24 protein-coding genes and 1 pseudogene are annotated in these 25733 nt (G+C 43.1%); 17 read left to right on the top strand and 8 right to left on the bottom strand.

The genetic code is table 11. The features are described 5' to 3' along the window. Positions 1-2: 2 nt before the first annotated feature. The 4 genes from NSQ55_RS29730 to NSQ55_RS29715 form a co-directional block, all read right to left on the bottom strand. Positions 3-1163, bottom strand: coding sequence for a DUF4179 domain-containing protein (locus tag NSQ55_RS29730; protein WP_076124235.1), 1161 nt, complete (start codon positions 1161-1163; stop codon positions 3-5). Beyond that, positions 1156-1698: a sigma-70 family RNA polymerase sigma factor gene (locus NSQ55_RS29725; protein WP_232061486.1), complete on the bottom strand. Its 543-nt coding sequence runs from the start codon at positions 1696-1698 to the stop codon at positions 1156-1158. Before NSQ55_RS29725 ends, NSQ55_RS29730 begins: the two co-directional genes overlap by 8 nt. Before the next feature lie 248 nt (positions 1699-1946). Beyond that, positions 1947-2534 (bottom strand): class I SAM-dependent methyltransferase, encoded by a 588-nt coding sequence (locus NSQ55_RS29720; protein ID WP_339170533.1) that lies wholly within the window; start codon positions 2532-2534, stop codon positions 1947-1949. Between the two features lie 385 nt (positions 2535-2919). Continuing rightward, complete coding sequence (locus NSQ55_RS29715) at positions 2920-3384, bottom strand: VOC family protein (protein ID WP_036682343.1); 465 nt, start codon at positions 3382-3384, stop codon at positions 2920-2922. 158 nt (positions 3385-3542) lie between these two features. On the opposite strand from NSQ55_RS29715, the gene NSQ55_RS29710 reads away from it, so the two are divergent. The 8 genes from NSQ55_RS29710 (at position 3543) to NSQ55_RS29675 (ending at position 14677) form a co-directional block, all read left to right on the top strand. Next, a complete protein-coding gene (locus NSQ55_RS29710; RefSeq protein ID WP_076191556.1) occupies positions 3543-3977 on the top strand; it encodes an Lrp/AsnC family transcriptional regulator in 435 nt (144 codons plus the stop codon). A gap of 100 nt (positions 3978-4077) precedes the next feature. Further along, positions 4078-5814, top strand: a complete 1737-nt coding sequence (locus NSQ55_RS29705) for a histidine kinase (RefSeq protein WP_076191558.1) — start codon at positions 4078-4080, stop codon at positions 5812-5814. A gap of 5 nt (positions 5815-5819) precedes the next feature. Beyond that, entirely contained in the window at positions 5820-7400 is a 1581-nt protein-coding gene (locus tag NSQ55_RS29700; RefSeq protein WP_305953952.1) for a response regulator, read from the top strand. Positions 7401-7596: 196 nt separating this feature from the next. After that, positions 7597-8517: an ABC transporter permease subunit gene (locus NSQ55_RS29695; protein WP_036682339.1), complete on the top strand. Its 921-nt coding sequence runs from the start codon at positions 7597-7599 to the stop codon at positions 8515-8517. 40 nt (positions 8518-8557) lie between these two features. Further along, entirely contained in the window at positions 8558-9439 is an 882-nt protein-coding gene (locus NSQ55_RS29690; protein WP_076124225.1) for a carbohydrate ABC transporter permease, read from the top strand. 54 nt (positions 9440-9493) lie between these two features. Beyond that, positions 9494-11080: an ABC transporter substrate-binding protein gene (locus NSQ55_RS29685; protein ID WP_076124223.1), complete on the top strand. Its 1587-nt coding sequence runs from the start codon at positions 9494-9496 to the stop codon at positions 11078-11080. Positions 11081-11651: 571 nt separating this feature from the next. Then, entirely contained in the window at positions 11652-14078 is a 2427-nt protein-coding gene (gene helD / locus NSQ55_RS29680) for an RNA polymerase recycling motor HelD (RefSeq protein ID WP_339170529.1), read from the top strand. A 14-nt stretch (positions 14079-14092) separates the two neighbouring features. After that, a complete protein-coding gene (locus NSQ55_RS29675; RefSeq protein WP_076301525.1) occupies positions 14093-14677 on the top strand; it encodes a Crp/Fnr family transcriptional regulator in 585 nt (194 codons plus the stop codon). An 8-nt stretch (positions 14678-14685) separates the two neighbouring features. On the opposite strand, the gene NSQ55_RS29670 is transcribed toward NSQ55_RS29675, so the two are convergent. Then, the gene (locus NSQ55_RS29670) at positions 14686-15405 is read right to left on the bottom strand and encodes a DUF4386 domain-containing protein (protein WP_339170526.1); all 720 of its coding nucleotides are present in this window, start codon (positions 15403-15405) and stop codon (positions 14686-14688) included. A gap of 81 nt (positions 15406-15486) precedes the next feature. Continuing rightward, a complete protein-coding gene (locus NSQ55_RS29665; protein ID WP_076124215.1) occupies positions 15487-16068 on the bottom strand; it encodes a TetR/AcrR family transcriptional regulator in 582 nt (193 codons plus the stop codon). Positions 16069-16362: 294 nt separating this feature from the next. Here NSQ55_RS29665 and NSQ55_RS29660 point away from each other — a divergent pair, with 294 nt between their 5' ends. From NSQ55_RS29660 to NSQ55_RS29630, 7 genes and pseudogenes are all read left to right on the top strand, one after another. Continuing rightward, on the top strand, positions 16363-17550 hold the full coding sequence (locus NSQ55_RS29660; RefSeq protein ID WP_076124378.1) for an MFS transporter: 1188 nt from the start codon (positions 16363-16365) through the stop codon (positions 17548-17550). Between the two features lie 75 nt (positions 17551-17625). Then, positions 17626-17910 carry an alpha/beta-type small acid-soluble spore protein gene (locus NSQ55_RS29655; protein ID WP_076179251.1) on the top strand — a complete coding sequence of 95 codons (285 nt, stop codon included), beginning with the start codon at positions 17626-17628 and terminating at the stop codon, positions 17908-17910. 229 nt (positions 17911-18139) lie between these two features. Then, positions 18140-18352 (top strand): annotated as a pseudogene (locus NSQ55_RS29650) (YiaA/YiaB family inner membrane protein); the annotation flags it as partial. 27 nt (positions 18353-18379) lie between these two features. Next, positions 18380-18616, top strand: a complete 237-nt coding sequence (locus tag NSQ55_RS29645; RefSeq protein WP_305953524.1) for a YiaA/YiaB family inner membrane protein — start codon at positions 18380-18382, stop codon at positions 18614-18616. Between the two features lie 248 nt (positions 18617-18864). Beyond that, positions 18865-19941 (top strand): ankyrin repeat domain-containing protein, encoded by a 1077-nt coding sequence (locus NSQ55_RS29640; RefSeq protein ID WP_076179249.1) that lies wholly within the window; start codon positions 18865-18867, stop codon positions 19939-19941. A gap of 118 nt (positions 19942-20059) precedes the next feature. Beyond that, positions 20060-20977, top strand: coding sequence for an HPr(Ser) kinase/phosphatase (hprK, locus tag NSQ55_RS29635; RefSeq protein WP_036682323.1), 918 nt, complete (start codon positions 20060-20062; stop codon positions 20975-20977). A 222-nt stretch (positions 20978-21199) separates the two neighbouring features. Continuing rightward, positions 21200-22081 carry an SMI1/KNR4 family protein gene (locus NSQ55_RS29630; RefSeq protein WP_076124209.1) on the top strand — a complete coding sequence of 294 codons (882 nt, stop codon included), beginning with the start codon at positions 21200-21202 and terminating at the stop codon, positions 22079-22081. A gap of 452 nt (positions 22082-22533) precedes the next feature. On the opposite strand, the gene NSQ55_RS29625 is transcribed toward NSQ55_RS29630, so the two are convergent. Next, entirely contained in the window at positions 22534-22971 is a 438-nt protein-coding gene (locus NSQ55_RS29625) for a MarR family transcriptional regulator (RefSeq protein WP_076124207.1), read from the bottom strand. 121 nt (positions 22972-23092) lie between these two features. On the opposite strand from NSQ55_RS29625, the gene NSQ55_RS29620 reads away from it, so the two are divergent. Next, on the top strand, positions 23093-23680 hold the full coding sequence (locus tag NSQ55_RS29620) for an NAD(P)H-dependent oxidoreductase (RefSeq protein ID WP_036682318.1): 588 nt from the start codon (positions 23093-23095) through the stop codon (positions 23678-23680). On the opposite strand, the gene NSQ55_RS29615 is transcribed toward NSQ55_RS29620, so the two are convergent. After that, positions 23639-23980 (bottom strand): hypothetical protein, encoded by a 342-nt coding sequence (locus tag NSQ55_RS29615; protein ID WP_339170520.1) that lies wholly within the window; start codon positions 23978-23980, stop codon positions 23639-23641. The two genes, NSQ55_RS29620 and NSQ55_RS29615, sit on opposite strands and share 42 nt — an antisense overlap. A gap of 230 nt (positions 23981-24210) precedes the next feature. On the opposite strand from NSQ55_RS29615, the gene NSQ55_RS29610 reads away from it, so the two are divergent. After that, positions 24211-25623, top strand: a complete 1413-nt coding sequence (locus tag NSQ55_RS29610) for an alanine/glycine:cation symporter family protein (RefSeq protein ID WP_248548903.1) — start codon at positions 24211-24213, stop codon at positions 25621-25623. The last annotated feature ends 110 nt before the right edge of the window (positions 25624-25733 follow it).

The raw sequence follows: 25733 nt of genomic DNA, 5'->3' as shown, positions 1-25733 counted from the left end.
TTTTATTTAACTAGCACGTTTATCTCTAGACCGTCAATATAATGCTTCACTGGGTTTCCAGAACTGTCTGTTTTAAATGCTCCATTCTTACTTTGTGGGTTCTCAAACTCATAAAGATAGCCACGGATTGTGAGCATATTAGGGTGTTTCTCAAATGGCTCAGTAAGCAAATCGACATTAAGTGACCTATTGGAAGTCGAGAGGACTTTCTGTGAAATATCTTTCAGCACCTGTCCTTGTTGATCCTTTACTTCAAAGCCCACTAAACTCAATGCTGTATGATCTTCGTCTGTATCCTGTTCCAGCATGAGCGACAGGCGTGTCGTTAATGGACTATATTCCAGCTTTTTCAGGATCAAACTCCATCCTCCAACTTGTGCGCGTATGTCAGGTGTGGAAATTTTATTAATCGTAGCCTTCCGCGCAGGAATTTGGAGAACAAACGGTTCATCCATACCGTTTAAGCCAAGGGTTACAGTCAATACAAATCGATCAGGAAAAGGTTTGTTGGAGATTCCGGAATTCGAGGAATCCACTAGTCTAAAAATAGCTGTGTTGCTTTCCGCACCTTCTATCCAGCTTAGAAACGGCATAGCTTTCCAGAGACCATCAGAAAATTGCTCCAGGGAAGCGCCGTCGATCAATACTTCTGCAGAGGTTATTGCACCTTTCGCTAAAAAAGGCTTCCCATCCGCTCCAATCGTTACTCCGGCTAGCTTACCTTCCAGTTTTTCTCCCTCACGCTTCACCGAGAATGCCAACCGGCTGCCATCAAATACAGCCTCTTCGGCAGACAAGGTGATCCCTTCATGCGTATCACTACTGTTTAGACGGGAAGTCAGTCCCAGACGCTGGGCCGCTTGTAACCCTATATCATCTGCCCGTTCAAAAATACCGCCTATCAAGGGAAGCTGCTTGAGCGCATTGGCCAACGTAGGCGGATAGATAGCCGTTAGCATAACACTTAACAATATCGCCGCAGTCACAGCAGCTGTGATTTTTGGATATATCCGCTTTTTCTTTTCCTTTTCCACAGGATCCTGGACAATGGTGGCCAGCGATGCATAAATCGAATCCTGCCGTGATCGTAGTAAAGGAGGAAGCTCCTGTATATTAGCTTTCCCTAGCTCCCTGATCTGCTTTTCTAAATTGTTATTATTCATTAGCAAGACCCTCCTCCCGCACAGGATGTATCTGTTTGGACAACAATCTCCGTGCGCGATGAAGTCGTGCCCTGACCGCTCCCTCGGAGATGTCGAGCACATCTGCAATCTGCTTAATGGATAAATCGTCATAATAAAAAAGCACGATAGCAAGCCGCAGGGATTCGTCCAACTGATTAATGAAGCTTTGCAGGTCTACGTTGCCTGAATCTTCAAAATGCACATAGGAAACGACCGGTTCCTCGGGAATTTCCGCCACAGCTATAGTTCGTTCTCGCATACGAAGTAACTGATTGCATTCATTAATCAGGATGCGTATAACCCAGGTTTTAAAAAACTTAGGCTGTTTAAGGTTGGCCAACCCTTTATACACCTTCAGTGTTGTTTCCTGAAGAGCATCCGCGCAATCTTCATCTTTTAGCAGAATGGTTTTGGCTAATCTGTACAACTGGGATTCCAGTTGCCTGAAAAGACGGGTAAACGCCTCGTGGTCGCCTTTCTGCGCTTTTTTGATATCCAGTTCGTTTTCCAGCAAATGATTTTTCCTCCTTGAGGGCCCTCTGTATGATTAGATGGAGAAGACATCCAAAAAGTTATATTTAGGATAAAATTCATTCTCCTACACAAATCACTTACCTCGGTAGTAGTATAAAATCCATGCAATTCATTGTTTTTGGCAAAGATGGAGAGGTTAATAGAAAGGGGGGGACTTCAAGTGGATAAACTGAAATAAATTCAGGAATTACCACCTTATCAGAAGAGAAGTAGTGGGGTAATCCTGAATTAAAAAGTGTATACATATACCTTGGTACGCAGTGTGTCCGTGCATGTTATGGTACGGACAGGCTGCATGCCTGGAAGGGCAAAACAAATGCTAATGACCACCGCGCCCGGCAGGAGCTCACGCTTGAACTTGTCCCCCAGCCGTTTCATCGCTCCGGGAAATAAGTAACAAAGAACAATATCCGCATGCTCGTAAGAGCTGCTATAAATATCCCCACGTACATAACGAAGCCTTCCGCGGAGCAGATTCTGGCCTTCGTCTGCTCGCAGCATACGTGTGCCGAACCTAGCAAGCAGCTGGGATGTCCACAAGGGAATACTGGAATTTTCAATGCCTGTCAGCCTTTTGCCTGGACATTGGCGAATAACATCCATGCCAAGTGTTCCCCAACCCGATCCCGCCTCCACAATGCTGCTATATCCCGAAATCCGATTCACCTCAACGGCAACAGCCGAGCGTACAGATTTTGACGTAGGCATCGGCGATATCCCGTTCCTCCAGCTCACCAGCACAATCGACACCATGGATAACAAGGCTGCGAAGGCGATGAGCCAAGCGATGACTTGAATCACGATCAATACTATCATTCCTTCTTCATCTGCTAGAAGCAGGATTCAATTCTCTTACTTTCTCCCAGCATTTCGTTTATTAACTTCATATTGATAAAGATCCTGAATTTCCTTGCTTTCAATATCTTGACCTACATAAAAAATCAGAGTGGGATCATTTGCTGGATGGGCATAAGAAAGATAAGTGCGATGTATAAAATCAAAGTCCATCTTACCCAGCTGGAAATCGATTTGATATTTATCTTCTAAATAGACTTCAAATTGCTTTTTTAAAGCCAGAGACTTCCACGGAAGTCCAAAGAATAAAAAGTAGACTCCTATAAGAAATATCAAAAAAATTAAGAGGAAAAGCGACTTTTTACTGAGAATGGTATGTTTTATAATTCATAACCCTCCCTAGCGTTTATTCTACATGAACTTTGCTGGACATATCAAAATCAACCTCTTCAAGAAATTCGATAACTTCTCCATTGGGACTGTGAATGATCGCGTTTTTAATTAGAAGAGGCGGTTCGCCCAGAGACAGAGAATCCGGTGCTATAAAAGCCTTGGCCCCATGTGCAAGGGCTTTTTGATACATCTCCTCTACATTATCTACATAGAAGGCAAGATGTAATAACGCTCCGTGCGCTATATCTTCATCAGACAAGGCTTTTTTTCCTTGAGCGGCGATGACTGCATCATTATCAAAAATCTCAATGCAGGTTCTGCGGTCAGGTGAAATCAGCATGGAGGCTTCTTTGATCTGAAAGGATGGCAGACTCCAATGATGACCTAGCTTGAATCCTAAAACGTCAATATAGAATGAAATAGTTGCTTTATAGTCTTTGGCTTGAATTGCTACATGTGCAAGGCCTTTTACACTCATTTATAATCGCTCCCAACTTTAATATATACTTATTATAGTTGTATTAAAATATGAGATATATATATAAGATAAGTGTTTTGTAGTAATATGGTTATTAAATTTAAGGTATTATAGCGAAATAAGTTTATTTTATAAAATGGGTTTAGGAGGCGCTTGCTATGGAACAACTTGTGGATGACATTGATAAAAAGATTATGCAATTACTTCAGTACAATGCCCGAATGTCCATTTCACAAATCAGTAAAGAGGTTTCGATGTCACAACCCTCTGTTAAAGAACGAATGATCAAGCTGGAGGAAAGGAATATCATTTCTGGGTATCATACAGCTTTTAATCTACGAGATCTGGATCGGGGCACAACTACGTTTATTCTATTAAAAACAGAACATTGCCAAGAGATTACGGATTTTTGCAAATATGCTATGGAAGTTACCGATTTATATCGGATTAGCGGAGAATATAATTACCTCATAAAGGTGCAAACCGCGTCGATTGAGGAGTTAGCTGAATTCCAAGACAACCTTATAAAGTTTGGACCTTCAAAATCTCATATCAGTCTGAAAAATATATTGGAAAACAGGGTGTTGCTCTAAAGCCCATTTTCCAAACACAATATCTAGTAACCGCTTTCATTCCATTGTAGAATGGATGAAAACAACGTTAGCATTAACTCGGATACAAGGGAGCATGGGTATGGAGAGGTTTTTATTCAGTAAAAAGTATATTCCGTTCACCTATAAGATGATGATACCTTACCTCATTCTAGTATTGCTGACAGATGTATTGGTGGGTTATATAGCTTATACGATGCTCGTAGAGTCCAGAACGGAAATGGCGGAAACGAATGTCCGGACAGCTTTGAAGCAGACGAGGAACAATATCGAATATCAGACAGATGAAATCAAACGAATGACTAACTCGCTGTTTCTCAATACGAATTTTCAGAATGCTCTGCAGTTTAGGGGAGATGCATTGGAAAACATGCTCAAAATGAGGGATGATATCGTTCCTTATATGAAAGCCCCTCTGCAATTGTATGGGAACAATCTGAGACTTGTGCTCTATACCGCAAATGAGACGATGCTTGAAATCCCCGGTGATGATATGTCTGTACCTATCGGTAGAAGCGATTATTATATTCTTTCTGATCAGGTTATTGAAGATAAGGAATGGTTCAAGTCGATTGTTGCTAATAACAAAGACAGCTTGTGGCTTCAGGCGGACAGCGACAGTGAACTAAGCAATATTTCGTATTTCCGCAAGCTGGTTTCTTCTAAGGGAGGCCCATCGATTATTGGTTATATTCGCGTCACGGCGAGAATTGACGAGCTTTTTGGCAATTTCGATACCTTTCCGATTGAACAGGGTATAGACCTTCGTCTAGTGGATCGGGTTAGTGGATTAACGCTTTATGAACAAGGTATTGTCGATGAACATGCGAAGCAAGACGCTTATCTGATCATTAGTGAAGATATTCCGTTGTCTGACTATGCTATCGAGGTACGGGTGCCGCATGCCTATTTGAATAAAGATGCTAGCCGAATGCAGAAGGTGATCACCACGGTTTGTTTGATCAGCTTTTTAGTCATGGCGGTGATCGGCTTCCTCGTTGCCCGCATATCAGGCAAAAAAATTAAACGGATCGTATATTTGGTCCGGTCCTTTCAGGAAGGGAATTTTTATAAAAGAATCGGGTTTGCCGGGAATGATGAATTTGTCTACATTGCTAATAGTTTTAATCAGATGGCGACTAGTATCCAGGACCTGATCCAGAACGTCTATGAGCAAGGGATTCAGAAAAAGCAAGCAGAACTGGATGTGCTTCAAGCTCAGATCAGTCCGCATTTTTTATACAATACATTGTCGACCATTGGTAGCTTAGCCAATTTGGGCGAAGTTGAGAAGGTTACACAGATGGTACAAGGTCTTTCTAAATTCTATCGCCTCACCTTGAATGAAGGACATGTCTATATCTCTCTTGAAAAAGAGCTGGAGCAGGTAAGGATGTACCTTGAAATTCAGAGGGTAAAGTATGCCGATGCGTTTGAGGTTTATTATGATATTGATCCTGATATTTTACAGGTTCCCATCATTAAGCTGATTTTGCAGCCATTTGTAGAAAATATATTCAAGCATGCTTGGTTTGGGGAGACGATTGCGATCCGGATTACCGGAAAACGGCTGGGTGAACGCATCGAGCTCAAGGTCATCGATAACGGAATTGGTATGCGGGCGGAGACACTGCGAAATATGCGTTCAAGCTCATTCCATTCGAGCAGCTATGGACTGAGAAACGTGGAGGAACGAATCAAGCTGAGATACGGCCATGATTTCGGCATTCATATCGGCAGTTACTTTGGGGCAGGAACGACCGTTCAAATTATCTTACCGGTGGATAATGCGGAAATCCGGGAAGTTATGGGGGAGTAAATAGTATGGCGATGGAAATCAACGTTCTGTTGGTGGATGATGAAGTGATCGATTTGGAATGGCTGAGACGGCGGGTGGCGGGCAGTGATCATTTGCCTTTGCATAGCGTGAGAACGGCAACGAGCGGTTTCGCCGCTTTAAAAATGATGGAGCAGCACCGCATTGATATCATTCTCTCCGATATCCGCATGCCGATTATGTCGGGCGTGGAATTTGCCCGGAAAGCGAAGGAGATTAACCCTGAGGTCCATCTGCTTTTTATTAGCGGACATCAGGATTTCAACTATGCCAAAGAGGCCATTCAATTAAATGCCTCCGGTTATTTGCTTAAACCCGTTGATGATGACGAGTTAAATAAGACACTGACTGAACTCTGCGCCAAGATTGAGAAGGAGAGGAAGCAGCATATTTCCTTGTCGGAAACACTGACGCTTGTGAATCAGGAGCTGCTGCTGCGCTGGTTTAATGAGACTGCCCCGGGGCAGGTGGAGACGCATATTCACAACGTTCTTACGTCTTACTTACAAGGCGCGTCGGCGGTCGCCATCGTCGAGATTGACGATATGGCACGGAAAATCCAAACTTGGACGGAAGAAGAGCGGAGTTTATGGAGCAGTACAGCCAATCATTTTATCCGGAAGTTCGCGCAAGATCAAAATTTAGGCATGGTCATCACAACCTATGACTATCATTTTGTGATCCTTGCTGCGGTTCAGGAACAATATTTTACCGCTTTGATGGAAGAGCTCATTCGGTCATTCTATCAGGAATTTTCCTGTTCAATTACGATTGGAAGAGGGATGTACACAACAGAACTGGGTAAGCTGCATGATTCCTATCGGCAGGCTCAGGCTGCTTTAAGTATTAAATGGATTGTTGGGAAAAATAGAATCATCCAAGATGCCTCTGAATGGAGCCCGAAGGAAAAAATCGCCTCAGATTTAGAGGTTATTGTGGACCGGATGCTTAAAGCGATGCTCGATTACGACCTTACCACCATTGATGATTGTTTGCTGCAGCTGTTTGCCGGGGACAGTCCGCTCTCCCAGAAAAACGACATCTACGATATCATTATTCGAATTACCTCCAAGCTTCATGCCGATCTGCAGCAAATGAACGAGCATCTATACGAGATTTTGAATTGGGATTCACATCATCCCTTTGTGCTGTTTCAGTTTGAAACGGTGCATGATATTCTCTCTTGGCTGAGAAGAAGATTTTTTGAGTTGTCGGAGCTGCTTTATTTGAAACGGCAAAGACAAAAGCGGAAGTTAATTGATGAAATCACGGAATATGTGAAAGAAAGATTAGATCAAAAAATAACGCTGAACGAAGTGGCCGCCCATTTCGATTTTACGCCTAACTATCTCGGTCATTTATTTAAGGTTGAAACCAACAGTTTATTCAGCGATTTTTTAAGTGAATTACGGATGAAACGGGTATGCGAGCTGCTCGAAGATCCGACTAAGAAAGTGTATGAGATTGCGGAACAAGCCGGATATAAAAATATTATTTATTTCAACAGACAGTTCAAGCAATGCATGGGCATGTCGCCCGGAGAGTACCGGAAGAAAAATAAAATCTAACAAAAAAGCGGTGAAAATGAAAACCCGGCGATGATTTTTCGGTTATTGGAGAATCGCTGCCGGGTGTTTTTGGTCTGCCGGCTAACCTTTTTTTGTCGAATCGTTGAATTAGTATTATGTTTAGTTGTTTCGCTGAATTATCTAAGCGCCTTCGCCCTTTTATAATAAGAGATATAGAGAAGAGAGGGGTGCAAAGATGAAAGGGCATACATTTTGGAGCGATTTAAAGAATTATAGGGTTCTCTTGCTGATGCTGGCTCCGGCGGTTGCTTTTTTCCTTCTGTTTGCCTATGTCCCGATGGCGGGCATTATTATTGCCTTCAAGCATTATGATTATGCGGGCGGTATTTTTGGAAGTGCCTGGAACGGGCTCGACAACTTCCGCTTTTTCTTTGAATCAGGCGATGCTTGGCGGGTAACACGAAATACAGCACTATATAACATTGCGTTTATCGTCGTCAATAACAGTTTGCAAATTTTTGCAGCGATTATGTTGTTTGAGGTCGGTGGTAAATGGTTCCGCAAAATCACACAATCGGCGTTGTTCCTGCCTTACTTTATCTCATGGGTCGTTGTCGGAGCGATTGCTTATAACCTGCTCAATTATGATATTGGCACCGTGAATGCTTTGCTCAGAGGTATCGGACTCCAGCCTGTCGATATTTATAATACACCTTCCTATTGGCCGTATATTCTGGTTATAGTTTCTGCATGGAAAAGTCTCGGATACGGAACGGTGATGTACTTGGCCGCGATTACGGGGATAGATACAGAAATGTATGAAGCAGCCGAAATCGATGGGGCTAATATTTTTCAGCGAATTATGAAAGTAACCATTCCGAATTTGTATCCAACGATTATTATTCTGGTGCTGCTGGCAGTCGGGAACATTTTCCGTGGTGATTTCGGGATGTTCTATAACATGATCGGCAACAACGGCTTGTTGTTCTCCTCGACAGACGTTATCGACACTTTCGTATTTAGGTCACTGATTACTTCGAATGATATCGGCATGTCAGCTGCAGCTGGTGTTTTCCAGTCCGTTCTTGGCTTCGCGACGATCATGTCAGTGAACTATGCTGTCCGTAAATACGACAAAGACCGCGCTCTGTTCTAATCGTATCAGGAGTTAAGTCTTTCATAATGGAGGTAACGATATGAAGCAGCTTGATCGTAAAATATTTTCAGGTATTGGTTATGTATCCCTGATTTTTCTCTCAGTTTTATGTATTTTTCCTTTTATACTTGTCGTATCTTCATCCTTTACGGAAGAATCCAAAATCCTAACGGATGGTTATCAATTTATACCGACTGCCTTCTCAACTGAGGCCTACAGCATTTTGTTTAAGTATCCCGAACAGATGATTCAAGCCTATATAGTGACAATAGGAGTTACTATACTCGGCACGGTGCTTGGCTTGTTTCTGACTTCGATGACTGCTTATGCGCTATCCCGAAAAGATTTTAAGTGGCGCAATAAATTTTCGTTCTTCTTTTTCTTTACGACTTTGTTCAGCGGCGGTTTGGTTCCGTGGTATCTGCTTATGGTCAACTACCTTCATATGAAGGATACGCTGATGGCCTTAGTGGTTCCGATGATGCTCAATGTCTTTTATATCATTGTTATGAAGTCTTTTATGGGCAGCATTCCGGAAGCTATTGTAGAATCAGCAAAAATTGACGGCGCAGGCGACTTTAAGATCTATGCTCGTCTAATCCTGCCGCTGTCCAAGCCGGCGTTAGCTACCATTGGATTGTTTCTAGCGCTGGCCTACTGGAATGACTGGTACAATGCATTGCTGTTTGTATCGAATGAAAACTTGATGCCGCTCCAATATTATTTGTATAAAATGCTAGGCAATATGGATGGCATGCGCAAAGCGATGATGGGTGCAGGGGCAGTCGTAACGACATCGATCCCAACCGAGAGCTTGAAAATGGCGATGACAGTTGTGGCCACTGGCCCGATTTTGCTGGCTTATCCATTCGTGCAGAGGTATTTTGTCCAAGGTTTGACGATTGGTGCTGTGAAAGGATGAACCCGGGGAAACTCGGTTTATCAATATAATTAAACACAAGGGGGAAGGCTTGAGATGCTGAAGAGAAATAGATTGATGATGCTAGCGCTCGTTTTAACCTTCGTAATGATTCTAAGTGCATGTGGTGGTGGCAATAACAATGCTAATACGTCTGCACAGGCTACAAATAATGCGTCAGAGGGAGGAAGCGACACTACGAACAACTCAGAACCTGCAACTACCTCAGACACCCTTGATACCTCTAAAGAAGTGAAGCTGAAAATGATTTTTGTTGGCCCTAAACCGATAGACTATGATAGCGTTTTTGCTGAGATTAATAAAAAGCTGAAAGAAAAAATTAATGCTACTGTAGAGGGCGAGTTTCTGGATTGGTCGGACTGGGCACAAAAATATCCGCTGAAGCTGGCAGCTAATGAGGATTTTGACCTCATCTATTCGGCAAACTGGGCTGGTTACAATGACCAGGCGCTGAAAGGCGGATTCCTGGAATTGACCGATGAGCTGCTTACCAAATATATGCCGCAGACTTTAGCAGCTATGTCTGATGTGAGCTGGGATCAAGCTAAGGTAAACGGCAAACTGTATATGGTTCCGCAAAACAGAGGGGAATCCGTTGAAAAACTGATTTTGTACCGCGAGGATTTGCGTAAGAAATACAATCTTCCGGAGATCAACAGCCCAGAAGCGTATGCCACTTACTTGAAAACCATAGCACAAAACGAAAAAGGAATTACACCGTTCACCCCGGAAACAGGAGACTGGAAATATCATAATTTGGACCGTGTATTGCTGAAGCAACAAAACGAATGGAATATGTTTGATCTCGACCTTCCGTTTGCTTTCAAATTGACGGATGAAAAAGGGCAAGTATTTAACGTATATGAAACGCAAGAGTTTAAAGATCTACTCGTATATTACAAAGATCTCGCTGATAACAATGCATGGTCGAAAAACGTTCTAAACAGTAAAAATGATCATCAGGCCGATTTTAAAGCAGGCAAAACAGCATCGATTACGCACAACAACGGAACACTTGGAGCACTTATGGCTTTGATGCGCCAAGAGAATTCCCCTTATGAAGTAGCATTGGCTGACATCAACCAAGGCAAGAAGAAATCAGTGGCGATTTCCACCCAAAACGGTACTTCGATCCACGCTACTTCCAGAAATGTGGAACGTTCCTTGATGTTCCTCGATCTGATGCAAAATGATAAAGAACTGCACGACCTGATGATGTACGGCCTTAGCGGTGTACATTACGAAGCGGTTGGCGATGACAAATATAAAGCCCTTGAAAAGAATCCGAACTATACTGGCTTCTCTAACTGGAACTTCAACTCGCCACTTAACCGTGACAATGAAGCATTCCCGCAAGAAGCAAACGATCTGGCTAAAGGCTGGGAAGCAAATGTCTATCACTACGCGCTTGAAACCTTCGTATTCGATAACAGCAAAGTGAAAACGGAAATTGCCAACGTTGGTAACGTAATGCTCCGTTATGCGATTCCGCTCGAATACGGCGTAATCAAAGATATCGACAAAGGTCTTGAAGATCTGAACAAGCAACTGAAATCCGCGGGCATTGATAAAATCCAAACCGAACTGCAAACTCAAATCGATGCTTTCTTGGCAAACAAATAAGCTACAGAATAAGGGAGACCTAACAGTCATCAAATGGCTGTTAGGTCTCCCTGTTTAATTGGGCTCATCCGCGGGTGAAGCCGCTATCGGACACAGTTGACCCTAATAGCAGCATTATCGCACTTTTGGAATACTAACGGACCTCATAGTCGCTATTAGCCTAAAACACGCCTAGAATGAGGCTCAGGATAAAGAATAGCTGCACTGGAGTCCGAAAGTCTGCTTTAAAGGCTGAAAATCAGTAAATAAAGTCACCTCGGTCCGTTAGGCAGACCAGAAACAAAAGGCAGCAACCCTTTTGCTAGGGAAATGGATACTTAGGGAGAACGGCTACTCTTTGCAGAAAGGAATAAAAAAGAAGAACCGGCATGAGCTGCCGGTTCTTCTTAATATATAATTTGCGCGCAATGAAATAACGTGATATTATGAGAAGACCACTGTTAATCTGCGTATTTTAGACAGATTTATTACATCTTATTTATACATTAATAATACCACGCGGATTGGCAGTTTGTCAAATTTGTATTTTTGCTTCTTGATAACAACCTTGAAAAGGAGCGTGTTAGTAAAAATGTTAAACGAAAAAGATTGGCAGGGAGAACAGAAACGGCTAGATTCGGTCACGGAAGAATTGCAATCAAAGATTGGCGAGCTGGAACCGGAAGTGACAGGATTACGTGAACAGGTGACGGACATCCGCAAGCAGTTTTGGGAGGAAGTTACGGTCAATACGAGCACACATGAGGATTTCGAGGAGACCTTTTACAGTATAAAACAGCAAGAAGCGTTGTTGTCTGAACGGGAACGTAGCCACCGCCAACGGCTGCTGCGTTATAAAAACATGAAACGGCTGCTGCCGTCACCCTATTTTGGACGAATGGACTTTCAAGAAGATGGGTTGAACTCCAGTGAGCAAATCTATATCGGGGTGGCGTCTTTCATCGATGCAGAAGGTGTAAACTTTCTGGTATATGACTGGCGGACACCTATTGCAAGTATGTATTATGACCATTCGCCAGGCCCCGCCACTTACGATACACCGGGAGGACAAATCTCAGGAACGATGATGCTGAAGCGGCAATACCAGATCCGTCAGGGTCAGCTTCAGAACGTGTTCGATACGAGTTTAACGATCGGTGATGAATTACTTCAGCAGGTGCTTGGTAAGGGTGCGGATTCACAAATGAAGAGCATCGTGGCGACTATTCAGAAGGAACAGAACGCTATTATCCGCAACGATAGTAGCCGTATGCTCATTGTGCAGGGGGCGGCGGGCAGCGGAAAAACATCCGCAGCGCTGCAACGGGTAGCCTATTTGCTATATAAACACCGCGATAGGCTCAAAGCGGATCAGATTGTTCTTTTTTCGCCTAATCCGATGTTTAACAGTTATGTATCTACGGTGCTTCCCGAGCTTGGCGAGGAGAATATGCAGCAAACAACCTTTCAGGAGTATATTGATTATTGGCTTGGATCTACGCTTAGTCTAGAGGATCCGTTCGAGCAGATTGAATATGTACTGACGTCCAAAGCTTCTCCAGAGTATGAAGCACGGCTAACTGGAATGCAGTATAAAGCTTCAGAAGCTTTTCTGCATGCTTTGCAAAACTATGCGTTGTGGTTAGGGAAGGAAGGGATGTTGTTTCATAGTATCCGTTTTCGGGATCGCGAGTTGATTACTGCGGAGCAGATGAAATCGCAATTTTATAGCTATGATAGCTCCATTCGCTTGGCTAATCGCATCGTTTTATTGCGTGAATGGCTACTGCGTCAGTTGGCTTCGCTGGAGCGTCAGGAACAGGAGGCATTCTGGGTTCAAGATGAACTCGATTACCTCGATACCGATCAGTATGCCGAAGCCTACAGTGAGATACTTAAGAAATATCGGCGGGAGGAAGCCGTCTTTGATTTTACGACTCAGTATCTTGAGAACTATGGGGATTTTCCTAATCAGGATCAAGGGGAAGAGAATGTTTTTGACTTTGGTCTGCAGGAAGAAGAACTGCTGCGCCGCATGATTGTGAAGGAGCACTTTAAACCGCTGAGACGCGATGTCAAACGGTTCAAGTTCATAGATACGATTGGGTTATACGATCAGTTATTTAGTGCCGACGCCAGTTATCGGCAAATGACGAACGAGACTGAGGTGCCTGCTCAGTGGCAGGAAATTTGTAAGCAAACAAAGGAAAAGCTGAGCCGCGATGAACTCTTTTGCGAGGATGCCACTCCATTCCTGTATTTAAAAGAACTTGTCGAGGGCACTCGTGTGAACACTGAGGTGCGGCATCTGTTTATCGATGAAGGCCAGGATTATTCGCCGTTCCAATACGCGTTTCTCAAACAGCTGTTTCCCCGCGCGCGCATGACTGTGCTCGGCGATTTCGGCCAAGCGATTTTCCCTCAAGCAACGAATTTGCACGAGGTGGATTCACCTTTGATCCGGCTTTATGGTGAAGATGAAACGAGCCTGATCCGTCTAATTCGAAGTTATCGTTCAACTCGTCAGATTGTGGAGTTTACGAAGGCGTTGCTGCCTAATGAGGAGATCGTACCTTTTGAAAGAGAGGGTAAGAAGCCGTTCCTAGTGAACGCTAGTAGCGATGTAGAGCGGGCGAAAAGAATTAAAGAAGATCTCGCGGCGTTGATGGCTGAAGGGCTCGACTCTATTGCTGTGATTACCAAGACTGCAGCTGAAAGCCGTGCGGCCTATGAAGAATTAAAGTCACAAGGATGCGAAGCTCTGCGGCTCATTACGAAGGAGACGCTCACTTTTGAGAAGGGCATTTTAGTAATTCCCGCTTATCTCGCAAAAGGGGTTGAATTCGACGCCGTACTGATTTATGATGCTTCCACACAGACGTATGATCGGGAAAGCGAACGCAAGCTTTTTTATACAGCCTGTACGCGTGCGATGCATCGGCTTCTGCTGTACACAACAGGTGATTGGTCACACTTTATTCAGCCGTTAGAGGGATCTTTATATGAGGTCGTGCAATGAGATTGGAGAGATAAATGAAAAGCATATTGTATAAGTATATGAGTAAATTTACATCTCTTAACGAAGTGGAACAGCAGGATATTGTTGAAGGTATTCCTATTGAGGAATACAAGAAGGGAACGGTACTCCTTAGACAAGGAGACGTTCCCTCAAAATGTTTTTTTGTGTTAAAGGGATGTGTGAGGCAGTCCTCGGTAGATGAATCGGGCAAAGAAGTCACATCTAATTTTTATACGGAAGAGCAAGCGGTTTCGATTTTTAATCGGCATCAGGAGAGTAGACCCTCAGCGTACACCTTAACCTGCCTAGAAGACAGCATATTGGTGGTTGGTGATCTTAATGCGGAACAGGATATGCTCCATAAACACGCTCAGCTGGAAACCATGATACGCAAAATGGTAGAGGAGAACTTGGGTGAGGTTCAGGATGAGTTGACTTCCTTTATTGCTTCCAATCCTGAAGAACGTTACAAAGCCTTGTTACAAAAAAGACCTCATTTACTTACCCGTGTCCCCCAACATCAATTAGCCAGTTATTTGGGGATTACGCCAGAGTCATTAAGTAGAATTAAGAAGCGGGTTCATTCCGGTGATGAATAACAAAATCGTTATACACTTTTGGGGATTTTTCCACCTCTAAGCAGTAGCCATATCCCAAAGCCTAGTTCTCCTACAATCATAGGAATAGTAAAAACAAAATTAAGTGTTGTAATGACCGCCTCATATTGTGGGAGAAACATTTTGCTTAGATGAATGATAATATAGCCTATTGAAGCAAGCAGCAGCAAGATGCTGATTACTTTAGGAATGACATCGGATTTTAAAGCCACATAGCCCACTATTAACAGATGCCCGCCAAAAACGACCAGCCCTATAGACCAAATGAATTGAAATGCATCCAGTAATAACATCATAAATGCTTGAGTTTGTTCGATTGTTAATGAGGAAAAGCCATTTGTGTTTCCCGTGAGCAGCAGCACAAATATCAAGGTTAATATAGAGATTGCCAATATAGCGGAATAGGTTAGACGGAGCCATGCGCCGAGTAATGAAAGATTTTGGTTGACGGGTTCTAGAAACACATAAAACGCCCAGGCGACCAGAATGTCAGTAATCATAATGATGATCCAGCCCAAGATTTCCCCTTTGAAAAGGTTGTTGGAAGATACAATGTTAATAAATGTGGCACTGGCATCGCCTTGCACAACAAGAGTCCCATGGACAAAGCCATATGAAAAAAATGAGGCGAGGGTCATGATGATCAGTGATATTCCAGCTGTTAAAGCGGACTTACGCTGGTTCGATAGGTCTTTTTCTGAGATAGCCATAAGATAGCCTCCTAAAGGACTTTTATTTCATTGTAATTAGGAGTACTATGGCGGGCATTGACTTAAATCAAGACTCTGAATTTAATCAAGCGAAGTAAGTATCACTGTTATTGCGTTATCAACAAAGGATCGCTCCGGGCGGGATTTCAAGAGTACAGTAAGCCCTATTAGCGATACGATTAGTGCCTGTGCCAAGGCCTTCGCATTTACACCACCCTTAAGCTCACCTGATTGTATACCACGTTCAATAGTTTCTTGAAATATAACCGATAGATACATTTGGTGTTCTCTTGTAAGAATCTCGAACTTCTCATCATGAGGTGCCAGCTCGACCATTGTATTGATGCAAAAACATCCTCGGTTCACACTGCCTGCATACTCCTCCGCCACCACATCTTCAAAAAAACTACGAAAGGCTTTTTTTGCGGATGGATTGCTTTGAAGTTGGGCTCGGACACGGGAAGCATGGGACATCGTGTATTTACGTAGCGCAGCTTCGAATAATTCTTTTTTGTCTCCAAAAGCTGAGTATATACTGGGGCGTTGAATGCCCATTCTGGAAGTTAAATCGCTTAATGAAGTAGCCTCATATCCCTTCTCCCAAAATAGCTCCATAGCTGATTCTAATGCTTTTTCCTCGTCAAATTCGCGGGTCCGAGCCATTTTTAACACCCCTCGTTATATTTGATTTCAATAATTTATTACCGAACAGTATTTTATAATACTAGAACTAGTCGTCTATATTGTCAAATCAAAGTCGGTAGCATCAAATATTTATGTTGACACACACCATTTTGTAAGATAAATTTACTGAGCATAATAACATACTGATCAGTATGAAATATGTTTGCGATTTAAATTTAACAGAGAAAGGGTGTGTCCAAAATGCAGGGGACTAAAGAGAAGCTTTCGTCACAAGAGACGCATACGCCATCTGATTCTATTCATGCTTCCTCGATGCCTCGGTATATGACACTTTTGTTTGCCGTTGTCTGCGGGATGTCGGTTGCAAACATCTACTTTGCACAACCGTTGCTTGATCATTTGTCGAAAGAATTTGGTATTGATTATTCAACCATTGGTATTCTTATTACTATCACGCAGATTTTTTATGCAGTGGGGCTGTTACTACTCGTGCCACTAGGAGATTTACTGAATCAGCGCCGCCTGATTATCGGCCAGATGTTATTATCTGTGGTGGCTTTGATTATCGTGGGTACTGCCTCTTCCAGCACGGTACTATTCGTAGGTATGGCCTCAGTGGGACTACTCGCTGTTGTAACGCAGACGCTTGTTGCGTTCGCGGCGACAATGGCTGCCCCTGCCGAACGCGGGCGAGTCGTAGGCATGGTCACAAGTGGAATTGTGATTGGAATACTTCTTGCGCGATCCATTTCAGGAATACTTACAGATCTTGCAGGTTGGCGTTCCGTATACCTTTTTTCTGCTGCTTTAATGCTTTGTATGGTGTGTACATTATTTAGGGTGTTGCCAAATGTGAAACGTGAGGTAAAAACACTGTCATACGCTCAGCTGCTTAGCTCAGTGTTTATGTTGTTTGTACAAGAGAGAGTATTGCGTATCCGCGCTATTCTGGCTTTGCTGATTTTTACTGCTTTCAGTATTCTGTGGACTTCTGTGGTCTTGCCTCTTAGTGCTCCGCCGTTATCACTTTCACATACTGCAATTGGGGCATTTGGTCTGGCGGGAATTGTGGGAGCATTAGCTGCTGCGCGGGCGGGAAAGCTAGCTGATCAGGGTCATGGACAGAGAACGACAGGCATAGCTTTACTTCTATTGTTGATTTCATGGTGGTTTATCAGTTTTACCGAGCAGTCGCTGTTGGCATTGGTCATTGGTATTGTTCTGCTTGATTTGGCTGTGCAGGCGGTGCATGTCACCAATCAAAGTATAATACTTACCTTGCGCATGGAGGCACGTAGTCGGCTCACCGCAGGGTATATGGTTTTTTACTCCATTGGAAGTGCTACCGGATCGATTGCTTCCACTCAAATCTATTCTCACTATGGCTGGAACGGGGTATGTTGGCTTGGGGCTTCTGTTAGTGCTGTGGCTTTTTTATTTTGGGCTTTAACCTTGCGTGCTACGAATGCCGCGTTGCAACGGCGCCCTGCTTGGAAATAATCGGGGCAAGTCAATAAGGGTGGAGGTTCCGCTTTCCGGGCATGTTATTTAAAACAGGTTTGGGAGGGGATAAGGATGTCTAGAAGGAACAGGAAATATGCAGTGCCGGGAGCCAGCCGCGGAATGCAAATTTTTAAAGCGGAAGTGATGCGGCGCGAGGGGTATGATGTAGATCCAGAGCGGCCTGATGATGTGAAATACGAAGTTGCAAAAGAACTGGGTGTCCCTTTGGAGCGCGGTCAAAATGGTCATTTGAGCACAGAATCGGTGGGCCAGATCGGCGGTAAAATTGGTGGATCGATGGTCCGCGAAATGATTCGTCTCGCACAGCAGCAATTGGTGGATCAGGAAAGGCAGTAGCATTTTTCTCATATATGTTGCAGAGATCGCGGGAGGCGGTTTTCGTCCTATATTGTATGGGACTGAGACCGTTCTTTCGGTGTTTGCGTTATTTTATATTTGTATAGTAAAAAAATTCCTGGAATTCCCTAAAACAACCTGATTCATGGTAGAATTTTACCGATGTTCCACGGTATAGTGGAGAAGGATATATCATCATTCAAGTCTGTAGTGGGAGAGGAATTATCAGATGAATCAGAGATATCGCAAACGCAACACGGCTGCTTTTACGGGGGCATCGTATTTTGCATTGGGGGCAGGACTTTTTCTATTCTGTTTGGGAGTGTACAACGACACTTGGGAGCTAAACGTAAAAGGGTATTATTTGCTCTGTATGGTGTTAATTGCGATTTCCTGTATCGTTGTGCAAAAGGTGGTCAGGGACAATACAGAGGATAAAGAATTTCGTTTGGATAACCCTAAACACAGGATGAGAAATACAGGGGCCTTCACAATTATGGCTTTTGTGGGTTTGATTATCGGGTATGCGATGTTTTTTATAGGCCTTTACAATGCTCCATTTGAATTAAATGTAAAGGGGTATTACATAGCTGTTATTCTCTTGATTTCTTATAGCGCTATTGGCGTTCAGAAAGTGACACGGGATAACGCGGAAGATAACGAGATTCTTGCCGAGCAAGAGGCGAGACGGGACATCCAAGGATAAAGAGGGATATATCCAGCTTTCTCGCTGGCAACAGCAGGCTGCTTCAACTTTACTTACCATCATAAATTGTAAACAGGAGCTTCGTGAATTCACGGAGCTTCTTTTTATTTTTTGAAATAGCAGCAATAATCTCGCCGATCTGAACATTATGAGGACTATTTGTTAGAACAACATCCTTAGTTTGGATTGTTTTTTACTATACGGTTCTCTATACTCTTCATAATACTTGAAGTAGGAGTGGATAATGGATGATCCGTCTGAAGGATATAGGGAAGTTCGAGGAACTGCCGCAAATGGCCATGCATATTTACAAAGGAAATATTCCGGAATTAGAGGCTGCCATTAGAGCAGGCTGGGATATTGAAGAGGGCATCGTACTTAGCAAATATACCACGTTAACCCCGTTAGATTTGGCGCTTATATCAGAGAGAATGGATGTCATAAAGCTGCTGGTACAACACGGGGTAAATCTGAATGTGAAGAATAATCCGGCTTTTTTGCTCGCGATTCGCTATTGCAAAGAAGATATCGTCCGCTATATTGCAGCACAAGGGGCCAAACTGGACAAGCTTAATCAGGTCAAGTCAGGTGCATATTCGCAGGCCTACTATGGCAACAAAAACAATATCCCGCTCATACATGAGCTAGGATTAGATATTAAGCAGCATGGTGGGGCTGTATTACGCAAAGCGGTGTCAGATCACGACCTTAAGACCGTTGCTTATTTACTGGATCATGGGGTGGACATTAATTACAACAATTCTGATATGGTCTATCCTTATCAAGCCACTCCGTTAACAGTTGCCACAAGAATGGGTAATCAAGCGATGGTACAATATTTGATTGAACGTGGCGCAGACGTTACCCTGGCGGAAAAAGATGGCGATCGCCCTTACACCATTGCTGTGAGCAATAAGAATACAGCTTTGGCTGACTTTTTGAAATCGTTAGAGCCGGCTGAATTTCATGATATCGAGAATAAGAAGTTTGAGCTGAGAAAATATAAATTGTCTGATGAATTGGTTAGCTTTCTTACTGGAACAAAACTGCGTCTTGAGCTAACACAAAATGAATATGAAATTAGATATATCGACTTTTTCACATTAACTGATACCATTGAAATAAAAATCGGCCGGCAAAAGCTGCTCCGTCTGTCAGCCGATATAGATAATTACTCTGATCTGCTGCTTATGTGGAATCCGAAGAAAAAAGGCCTGATAGGCTGTTACGACGTGGAACATCAGACGTACGCGGATTTATGTAGTTTTGCAGATTTTCTCACGCAACCGGAGATATACCTCATTAATTTTCTTGAAGGAACATAGTTGTTAATATCTCATGATCTGTCTATTTCTTTTGCAGGAATCATTCTATTCGTCGTTGAATATATCCCGGTAACCGTATTACGTATTCAAAATACGTAGCCACAGGAGGAGAACAACATTGAAATCGATTACCGTTCAAAGCCTTACGGAAACGTTTAAGCTGGAAGTGCTTGCGGGTGCTAGCTGCATGGACCGCGAGATCACTCGCTCTAAGACACATAGACCTGGCCTGGAGTTCGTGGGTTACTTCGACTTTTTCCCCATGAAGCGAGTACAAGTGTTGGGTCGTAAAGAAATCAATTATCTGCTAAAGCTAAGCGTTGAGCAACGCAAGTTACATATTGGCAATATCGTTAAGTATCATCCCCCATGCTTTATTGTGACGACGGGTCAGCAGGAGATTCCCTATTTGACCTTATTCTGCGACCAAGAAGGTATACCACTACTTCGGACGGAAGAGACGACGTCAGAGTTCATCGCAAAGATTGATACTTATCTGGTGAAGGCGCTGGCGCCAGAACTTTCAATTCATGGAGTGTGTGTGAACGTGTCTGGCATAGGTGTCCTATTGAGAGGCAAGTCCGGGATCGGAAAAAGCGAAACCGCTCACACGCTCATTAGAAGAGGCCATCGGTTTGTGGCCGATGATGTAGTTGTGCTTAAGAAGCTGGGACCGGCGACGCTTCTCGGCACGCATAATGAAACGACCCGTGAATTCCTAGCACTGCGCAGTATTGGTCTGATCAATGTTGTACGGCAGTACGGGCGTAGAGCTTTTCAGGAAGAGACACGAATTGTACTCGACATCGAGTTGTCACCATGGCGGGAGAATTCCTTGAATAATGAGCTCGAAATCGAACCCCAGTTCACAGACTATCTTGGCGTGCAAATTCCGCATATTGAAGTTCAGCTTCAGCCTGGCCGCGACGTGGCTGGCCTGATCGAAGCGGCTGCGAACAATTGGTACCTTAAGCAGCTTGGCTATAGTGCCGCTGAAGAGTTCCTGCAGAGGATCGAAAACGGGATGCAGTCGTAAAGGCAGGATAGAAAGCAGCAATTATAGTTACCATAATTAAAATGGTTTTCTGTATACGAAAAACAGACCGCAGATAAATGCTGCGGTCTGTTTTTCACAGCAAAAAGGGAAGTTGCTTTTTGATTGATAGGGCTAGGACATGTGTTATTGGCTGGGCATAGGTTAGAAATGGTATAATTTCTAATAGGTATTTTGAGTGATCGTTAATAGGAGGTATTAATGATGAGTGATGAGTTATTGGCAAAATTGGATGAATGGCATGAGGAAGATGAATTTCAAGAAATCGTGGATGCAATCACGGAAATTCCTGAAGAGGAAAGAGATTATGTTCTAACTAGTCATTTGGGCAGGGCGCTTAATAATCTCGGGCAATATGAAGAGGCTTTAGAGCAGTATTTGAGCATTGAAGATGAGGGTGAAGGTGACCCGCTCTGGCATTACCGTATCGGGGTTTCTTATTATTATCTGAAAAGATATGACGAAGCTTTAAAAGCGTTTACGATTGCCGATCAGCTGGAACCTGATGATGAAGACACATTGGAGTTTCTGGGCTGGATCAAACGTAAATTGGCTAAAAAAGCTGCGAAAAAGCCTGTAAACAAACCTGCTAAGAAGCCTGTAATAGCGTTGGATACCACTAATTTCTGGGATGACAGCGAGTATGCGTTCTCAGAATATATTTCTGACCCGCCTTCAGATGCATTGATTACTTCTGTACAAGAAGAGCTGGTCTTCAAGCTGCCTGCTTCCTATGTGGATATGATGAAGTTACATAATGGGGGAATTCCTCATAACAATCGTTATCCGATTCCGGGAACAGGAGAATTTATTACGATTTCTGGTATCCTCGGAATTGGACGAGATAAGAATAAGTCGCTGTGTGGGGCTTCAGGCAGCCGGACTGTGATTGAAAATGGACGTTATCCTGAAGTTGGTGTGGTGATTTGTGATTGTCCTTCTGAGAATGAAGTGGTGATGCTGGATTACCGTGAATTCGGGAATGATGGCGAACCTGAGGTTATTCATGTAGATCGGGATAACAAATACAAAATCACACGTTTGGCTGACAATTTTGAGACCTTTATCAGCGGACTGGTGAAATAGTCTATTTCGCTGGCTAAGAATACTTATAATCCAATCAAGGCATTCCTTAAGAGGAGTGCCTATTTCTATTAGGTGATTATTAGGGAAGCGTCTTTCGGACTCAGCTGACCTTAAATGCAGCTTTTTCGCATATTTGGAATGCCAACGGACCGCATAGCAGCTATTGGCATAAAAAACACCCAATATGAACCCGATTCATAGGAATAGCGTCGCTGGAGTCCGAAACTACGCACAAAAGGCTAAAAACATGCCAATAACGTCATCTGGGTCCGAAAGCCTCAGTGGACGAATACGATTCGGCGATTTAGCTGAAGGTGAGGCTGATTCGATTTCGTTAGGTTTTAACTAGCCAATAATCGGTCTTGAGTCAGCTAACCAACGACCCAAAACACAGAGCAGCGGTGCTCCCATTAATGGGGGAACCGCTGCTGCTCTGCTGTCTTTTTCTCGGATCATTGCTGGGTATTAAACACCTTAGATTGCAGGATATCGAGGGCATGGTTAATCTCGGCTAATTCCTCTGGGGGAACCTCTTTAATCCGGTTCAGAAAACGTTCACCGATCCGTTCAAAAGCCTCGTTCATCATCGCTTGTCCAGCATCAGACAACCGAATCATTTGCTTACGCCGGTCCTCGGCGACATCAAGCTTCTCACACAGGTTTTTTTCTGTTAATTTCTTGAGCTCACGGCTGGTATTCGGCATAGAGATATTCTTACAATCGCTGATTTGGCTGAGGGTAACAGGCTGGCTAACCGCAATATATTCCAGAATACTATATTGAACGGGCGTAATGCCTTCCGGTCTAACATCTTTGGTAAAGTCAAATGTTACTTCATGGACTGCTGTCGTAAAGGTAACAATTTTCTGAAAAAACGCTTGTTTGTCCATAAGGATCACCTCTTATTGTAAACCTTAACAAAATAATTATCATAATACAATTATCATTTGACAACTAAATAACGGTTGTGATACCATTTTGTTATCAAATGATAATTAAAGAGGTGGAGCAATGAACGTTTTAGTCATCTATACACATCCGAATCATAAAAGTTTAAGTTATGCTTTTTTCAATAAAGTCATTCAGGGAAGTAATGAGAATCAAAAGATCACGAAGATAGAGGTCCTTGATCTTTACGAAGAGCAATTTGATCCTGTGCTGGTATTTAATGAAAATAAACGTAGAAGAGACATGCATATCGATCCCAAGCTCGAGAAGTATCGGGAGCAGATTCGTCAGGCCGATAAAATTGTGTTTGTGTATCCAATCTGGTGGGGACGTCCTCCCGCGATGTTGCTCGGTTATATTGACCAAATGTTTGCTTCTAATTTCGCTTACAGAGAAAAGGGTGGTCTCATCCCCGAAGGACTGCTGAAAGGAAAGTCTGTGGTTTGCATTTCCAGCATGAAGGGGCCGACACTTTATCCTTTATATTGGCTGAATAATTCCCATAAAGTGCTGATGAGAAAAGCACTATTTCAATATTGTGGCATCAAGAAAGTGAAGTTTTTCGAATTTGGGAATATGGAGAGTCCAAAAGGGAAACATGATAAGAAGTTAAATCAGGTGTACCAATATTTTAAAGCTGTGGCTAATTAATACCTCGAAAATATCTGCTCTATGATTATTCGAGATAACCCCGGAAATGGATGTCTCAAGCGATCCCATAGTTGGATGGTCCAAAACAACGGTGGGATCCTTATCTTTTTGACTAGCCAGAACGATTTTATTTTTGCTGGCTAGCTCATGATAGAGGACAGCCATTTCTTCAATATCTTTTGCGGCTAATAAGGGCACTAGTTGTGCTGCTGATGTTATAGCTTCGTTCCTCGTTCGTCCTGAAATCAAATCAAACCAAATGTTCTCCACGATATAAATACGCGCATACATTGTAGTCATACATTTCTTCCACCGGATGCTTTTTCATTTTTTTATAATACCTAGATTATTCTAAAGCAGCTTGTGAGCTCAGATGAAGATGGGGAAATAGCTCTCACACCGGTGTAAGGTATGGTGTTGCTGGCTAATTTTTTTTGTTGGCTTTTGAAATAAGGGCTGTTATATTTGAAAATACTATGTAACTTAAGGTTCAGCAACTGGGTATCGACACAATGGAGAGGCGGATTTACATGCAACAAATGTTAGACAGTATGATTAGTACAACAAATGACTTTCTTTGGTCGAAAATTTTGGTGGTTCTGCTTATTGTTTGTGGAATTTATTTCACCATTCGATCGAAGTTTGTTCAGTTTGGCATGTTTAAAGAAATGTTTAGGGTCCTTAAAGAGTCCAATGAAAGGTCAAAAGATTCCATTTCGTCGTTTCAGGCTTTCTGTATCAGTATGGCAGCAAGGGTTGGGACAGGGAATATTACAGGGATCGCAATTGCTATCGCAATAGGTGGACCAGGGGCTGTTTTTTGGATGTGGGTCATAGCTATTATTGGATCAGCGTCCGGATTTATTGAAAGTACTCTGGCACAGGTGTATAAAGTGAAGGACAAGACTGGATTTCGTGGGGGTCCCGCCTATTATATGGAGCAAGGCCTGAAAAAACGCTGGATGGGCGCGGTATTTGCGGTTTTGATCACGTTATCCTTTGGTCTTGTATTTAATGCAGTTCAATCCAATACGATTACAGTGGCCTTTGAGAATTCATTTGGCACTAATCGGGTGATTCTTGGACTTCTAGTCGCTGCTGCTTTTGCGGCTGTTATCTTTGGTGGGGTTAAACGTATTGCTAGAATGTCCGAGTATATTGTAGTGGTTATGGCAGGGATCTATATTGGGGCTGCTGTTATTATTATGTTAATTAATATTACGGAAATACCAGCGATTCTGGCGCTTATTGTGAAAAGTGCTTTCGGATTTGAACAAATCGCGGGGGGATCTTTTGGGGCAGTTATTCTGCAAGGGGTGAAACGGGGACTATTCTCCAATGAAGCGGGAATGGGTAGTGCTCCGAATGCTGCGGCAACTGCAACAACTAGTCATCCGGTGAAACAAGGGCTGATGCAAGCGCTGGGTGTACTTACAGACACGTTACTTATTTGTTCGAGTACTGCTTTTATTATCTTGTTATCCGATGCGTATAAACAGCCAGGGCTGGATGGAATTAAGCTGACACAAGCGGCATTAAGCGAACATATTGGTTCGTGGGCTTCTGGATCCCTAGCGATCATGATTTTGTTGTTTGCTTTCAGTACGTTAATCGGAAATTATTATTATGGTGAGACCAATATAGAATTTTTGAACTCCAATAAAAAAGTATTACTATTCTATAGATACAGCGTCTTGGCGATGATTATTTTTGGCTCCGTAGCTAAGGTTCAATTGGTATGGGACTTGGCTGATTTATTTATGGGCTTCATGGTCATCGTGAATTTGATCGCTATCCTTTTGTTATCTAAAGTGGCCTTTGCCGCCCTGCAGGATTATAAGCGCCAGAAGCGCGCAGGGAAGGACCCTGTCTTTTATAAAGATAGCATAGAAGGTCTGGAAAACGTGGAGTGTTGGGACAATTCTTCAGACATAAAAACATAGTAGGGTAAGTATTTACGGGCTCAGGAAACTGAGCCCTTTTTGCTGTTATAGAGGGGGGTTAGAAAAACGAGCCTTTAGAATTTCTTCTTAGGCTCGTTTGGTGTACAGAA

Origin of the sequence: Paenibacillus sp. FSL H7-0943 (assembly GCF_037963265.1) — a bacterium.
Lineage (GTDB): Bacteria > Bacillota > Bacilli > Paenibacillales > Paenibacillaceae > Paenibacillus_AQ > Paenibacillus_AQ odorifer.
The sequence above is the reverse complement of the archived record's forward strand: the minus strand, read 5'-3'. Positions and strand labels throughout refer to the sequence as shown.

What these genes read in the sequence shown, in the direction of transcription:
- NSQ55_RS29700 (WP_305953952.1), top strand. Translation starts at nt 5,820, where the DNA reads ATGGCGATGGAAATCAACGTTCTGTTGGTGGATGATGAAGTGATCGAT.
- NSQ55_RS29625 (WP_076124207.1), bottom strand. Translation starts at nt 22,971, where the DNA reads ATGGACAAACAAGCGTTTTTTCAGAAAATTGTTACCTTTACGACAGCA.
- NSQ55_RS29620 (WP_036682318.1), top strand. Translation starts at nt 23,093, where the DNA reads ATGAACGTTTTAGTCATCTATACACATCCGAATCATAAAAGTTTAAGT.
- NSQ55_RS29710 (WP_076191556.1), top strand. Translation starts at nt 3,543, where the DNA reads ATGGAACAACTTGTGGATGACATTGATAAAAAGATTATGCAATTACTT.
- NSQ55_RS29670 (WP_339170526.1), bottom strand. Translation starts at nt 15,405, where the DNA reads ATGGCTATCTCAGAAAAAGACCTATCGAACCAGCGTAAGTCCGCTTTA.
- NSQ55_RS29645 (WP_305953524.1), top strand. Translation starts at nt 18,380, where the DNA reads ATGAGAAATACAGGGGCCTTCACAATTATGGCTTTTGTGGGTTTGATT.
- helD (WP_339170529.1), top strand. Translation starts at nt 11,652, where the DNA reads ATGTTAAACGAAAAAGATTGGCAGGGAGAACAGAAACGGCTAGATTCG.
- NSQ55_RS29675 (WP_076301525.1), top strand. Translation starts at nt 14,093, where the DNA reads ATGAAAAGCATATTGTATAAGTATATGAGTAAATTTACATCTCTTAAC.
- NSQ55_RS29715 (WP_036682343.1), bottom strand. Translation starts at nt 3,384, where the DNA reads ATGAGTGTAAAAGGCCTTGCACATGTAGCAATTCAAGCCAAAGACTAT.
- NSQ55_RS29695 (WP_036682339.1), top strand. Translation starts at nt 7,597, where the DNA reads ATGAAAGGGCATACATTTTGGAGCGATTTAAAGAATTATAGGGTTCTC.
- NSQ55_RS29640 (WP_076179249.1), top strand. Translation starts at nt 18,865, where the DNA reads ATGATCCGTCTGAAGGATATAGGGAAGTTCGAGGAACTGCCGCAAATG.
- NSQ55_RS29655 (WP_076179251.1), top strand. Translation starts at nt 17,626, where the DNA reads ATGTCTAGAAGGAACAGGAAATATGCAGTGCCGGGAGCCAGCCGCGGA.
- NSQ55_RS29685 (WP_076124223.1), top strand. Translation starts at nt 9,494, where the DNA reads ATGCTGAAGAGAAATAGATTGATGATGCTAGCGCTCGTTTTAACCTTC.
- NSQ55_RS29660 (WP_076124378.1), top strand. Translation starts at nt 16,363, where the DNA reads ATGCCTCGGTATATGACACTTTTGTTTGCCGTTGTCTGCGGGATGTCG.
- NSQ55_RS29665 (WP_076124215.1), bottom strand. Translation starts at nt 16,068, where the DNA reads ATGGCTCGGACCCGCGAATTTGACGAGGAAAAAGCATTAGAATCAGCT.
- NSQ55_RS29720 (WP_339170533.1), bottom strand. Translation starts at nt 2,534, where the DNA reads ATGATAGTATTGATCGTGATTCAAGTCATCGCTTGGCTCATCGCCTTC.
- NSQ55_RS29610 (WP_248548903.1), top strand. Translation starts at nt 24,211, where the DNA reads ATGCAACAAATGTTAGACAGTATGATTAGTACAACAAATGACTTTCTT.
- NSQ55_RS29690 (WP_076124225.1), top strand. Translation starts at nt 8,558, where the DNA reads ATGAAGCAGCTTGATCGTAAAATATTTTCAGGTATTGGTTATGTATCC.
- NSQ55_RS29630 (WP_076124209.1), top strand. Translation starts at nt 21,200, where the DNA reads ATGAGTGATGAGTTATTGGCAAAATTGGATGAATGGCATGAGGAAGAT.
- NSQ55_RS29615 (WP_339170520.1), bottom strand. Translation starts at nt 23,980, where the DNA reads ATGACTACAATGTATGCGCGTATTTATATCGTGGAGAACATTTGGTTT.
- NSQ55_RS29730 (WP_076124235.1), bottom strand. Translation starts at nt 1,163, where the DNA reads ATGAATAATAACAATTTAGAAAAGCAGATCAGGGAGCTAGGGAAAGCT.
- NSQ55_RS29705 (WP_076191558.1), top strand. Translation starts at nt 4,078, where the DNA reads ATGGAGAGGTTTTTATTCAGTAAAAAGTATATTCCGTTCACCTATAAG.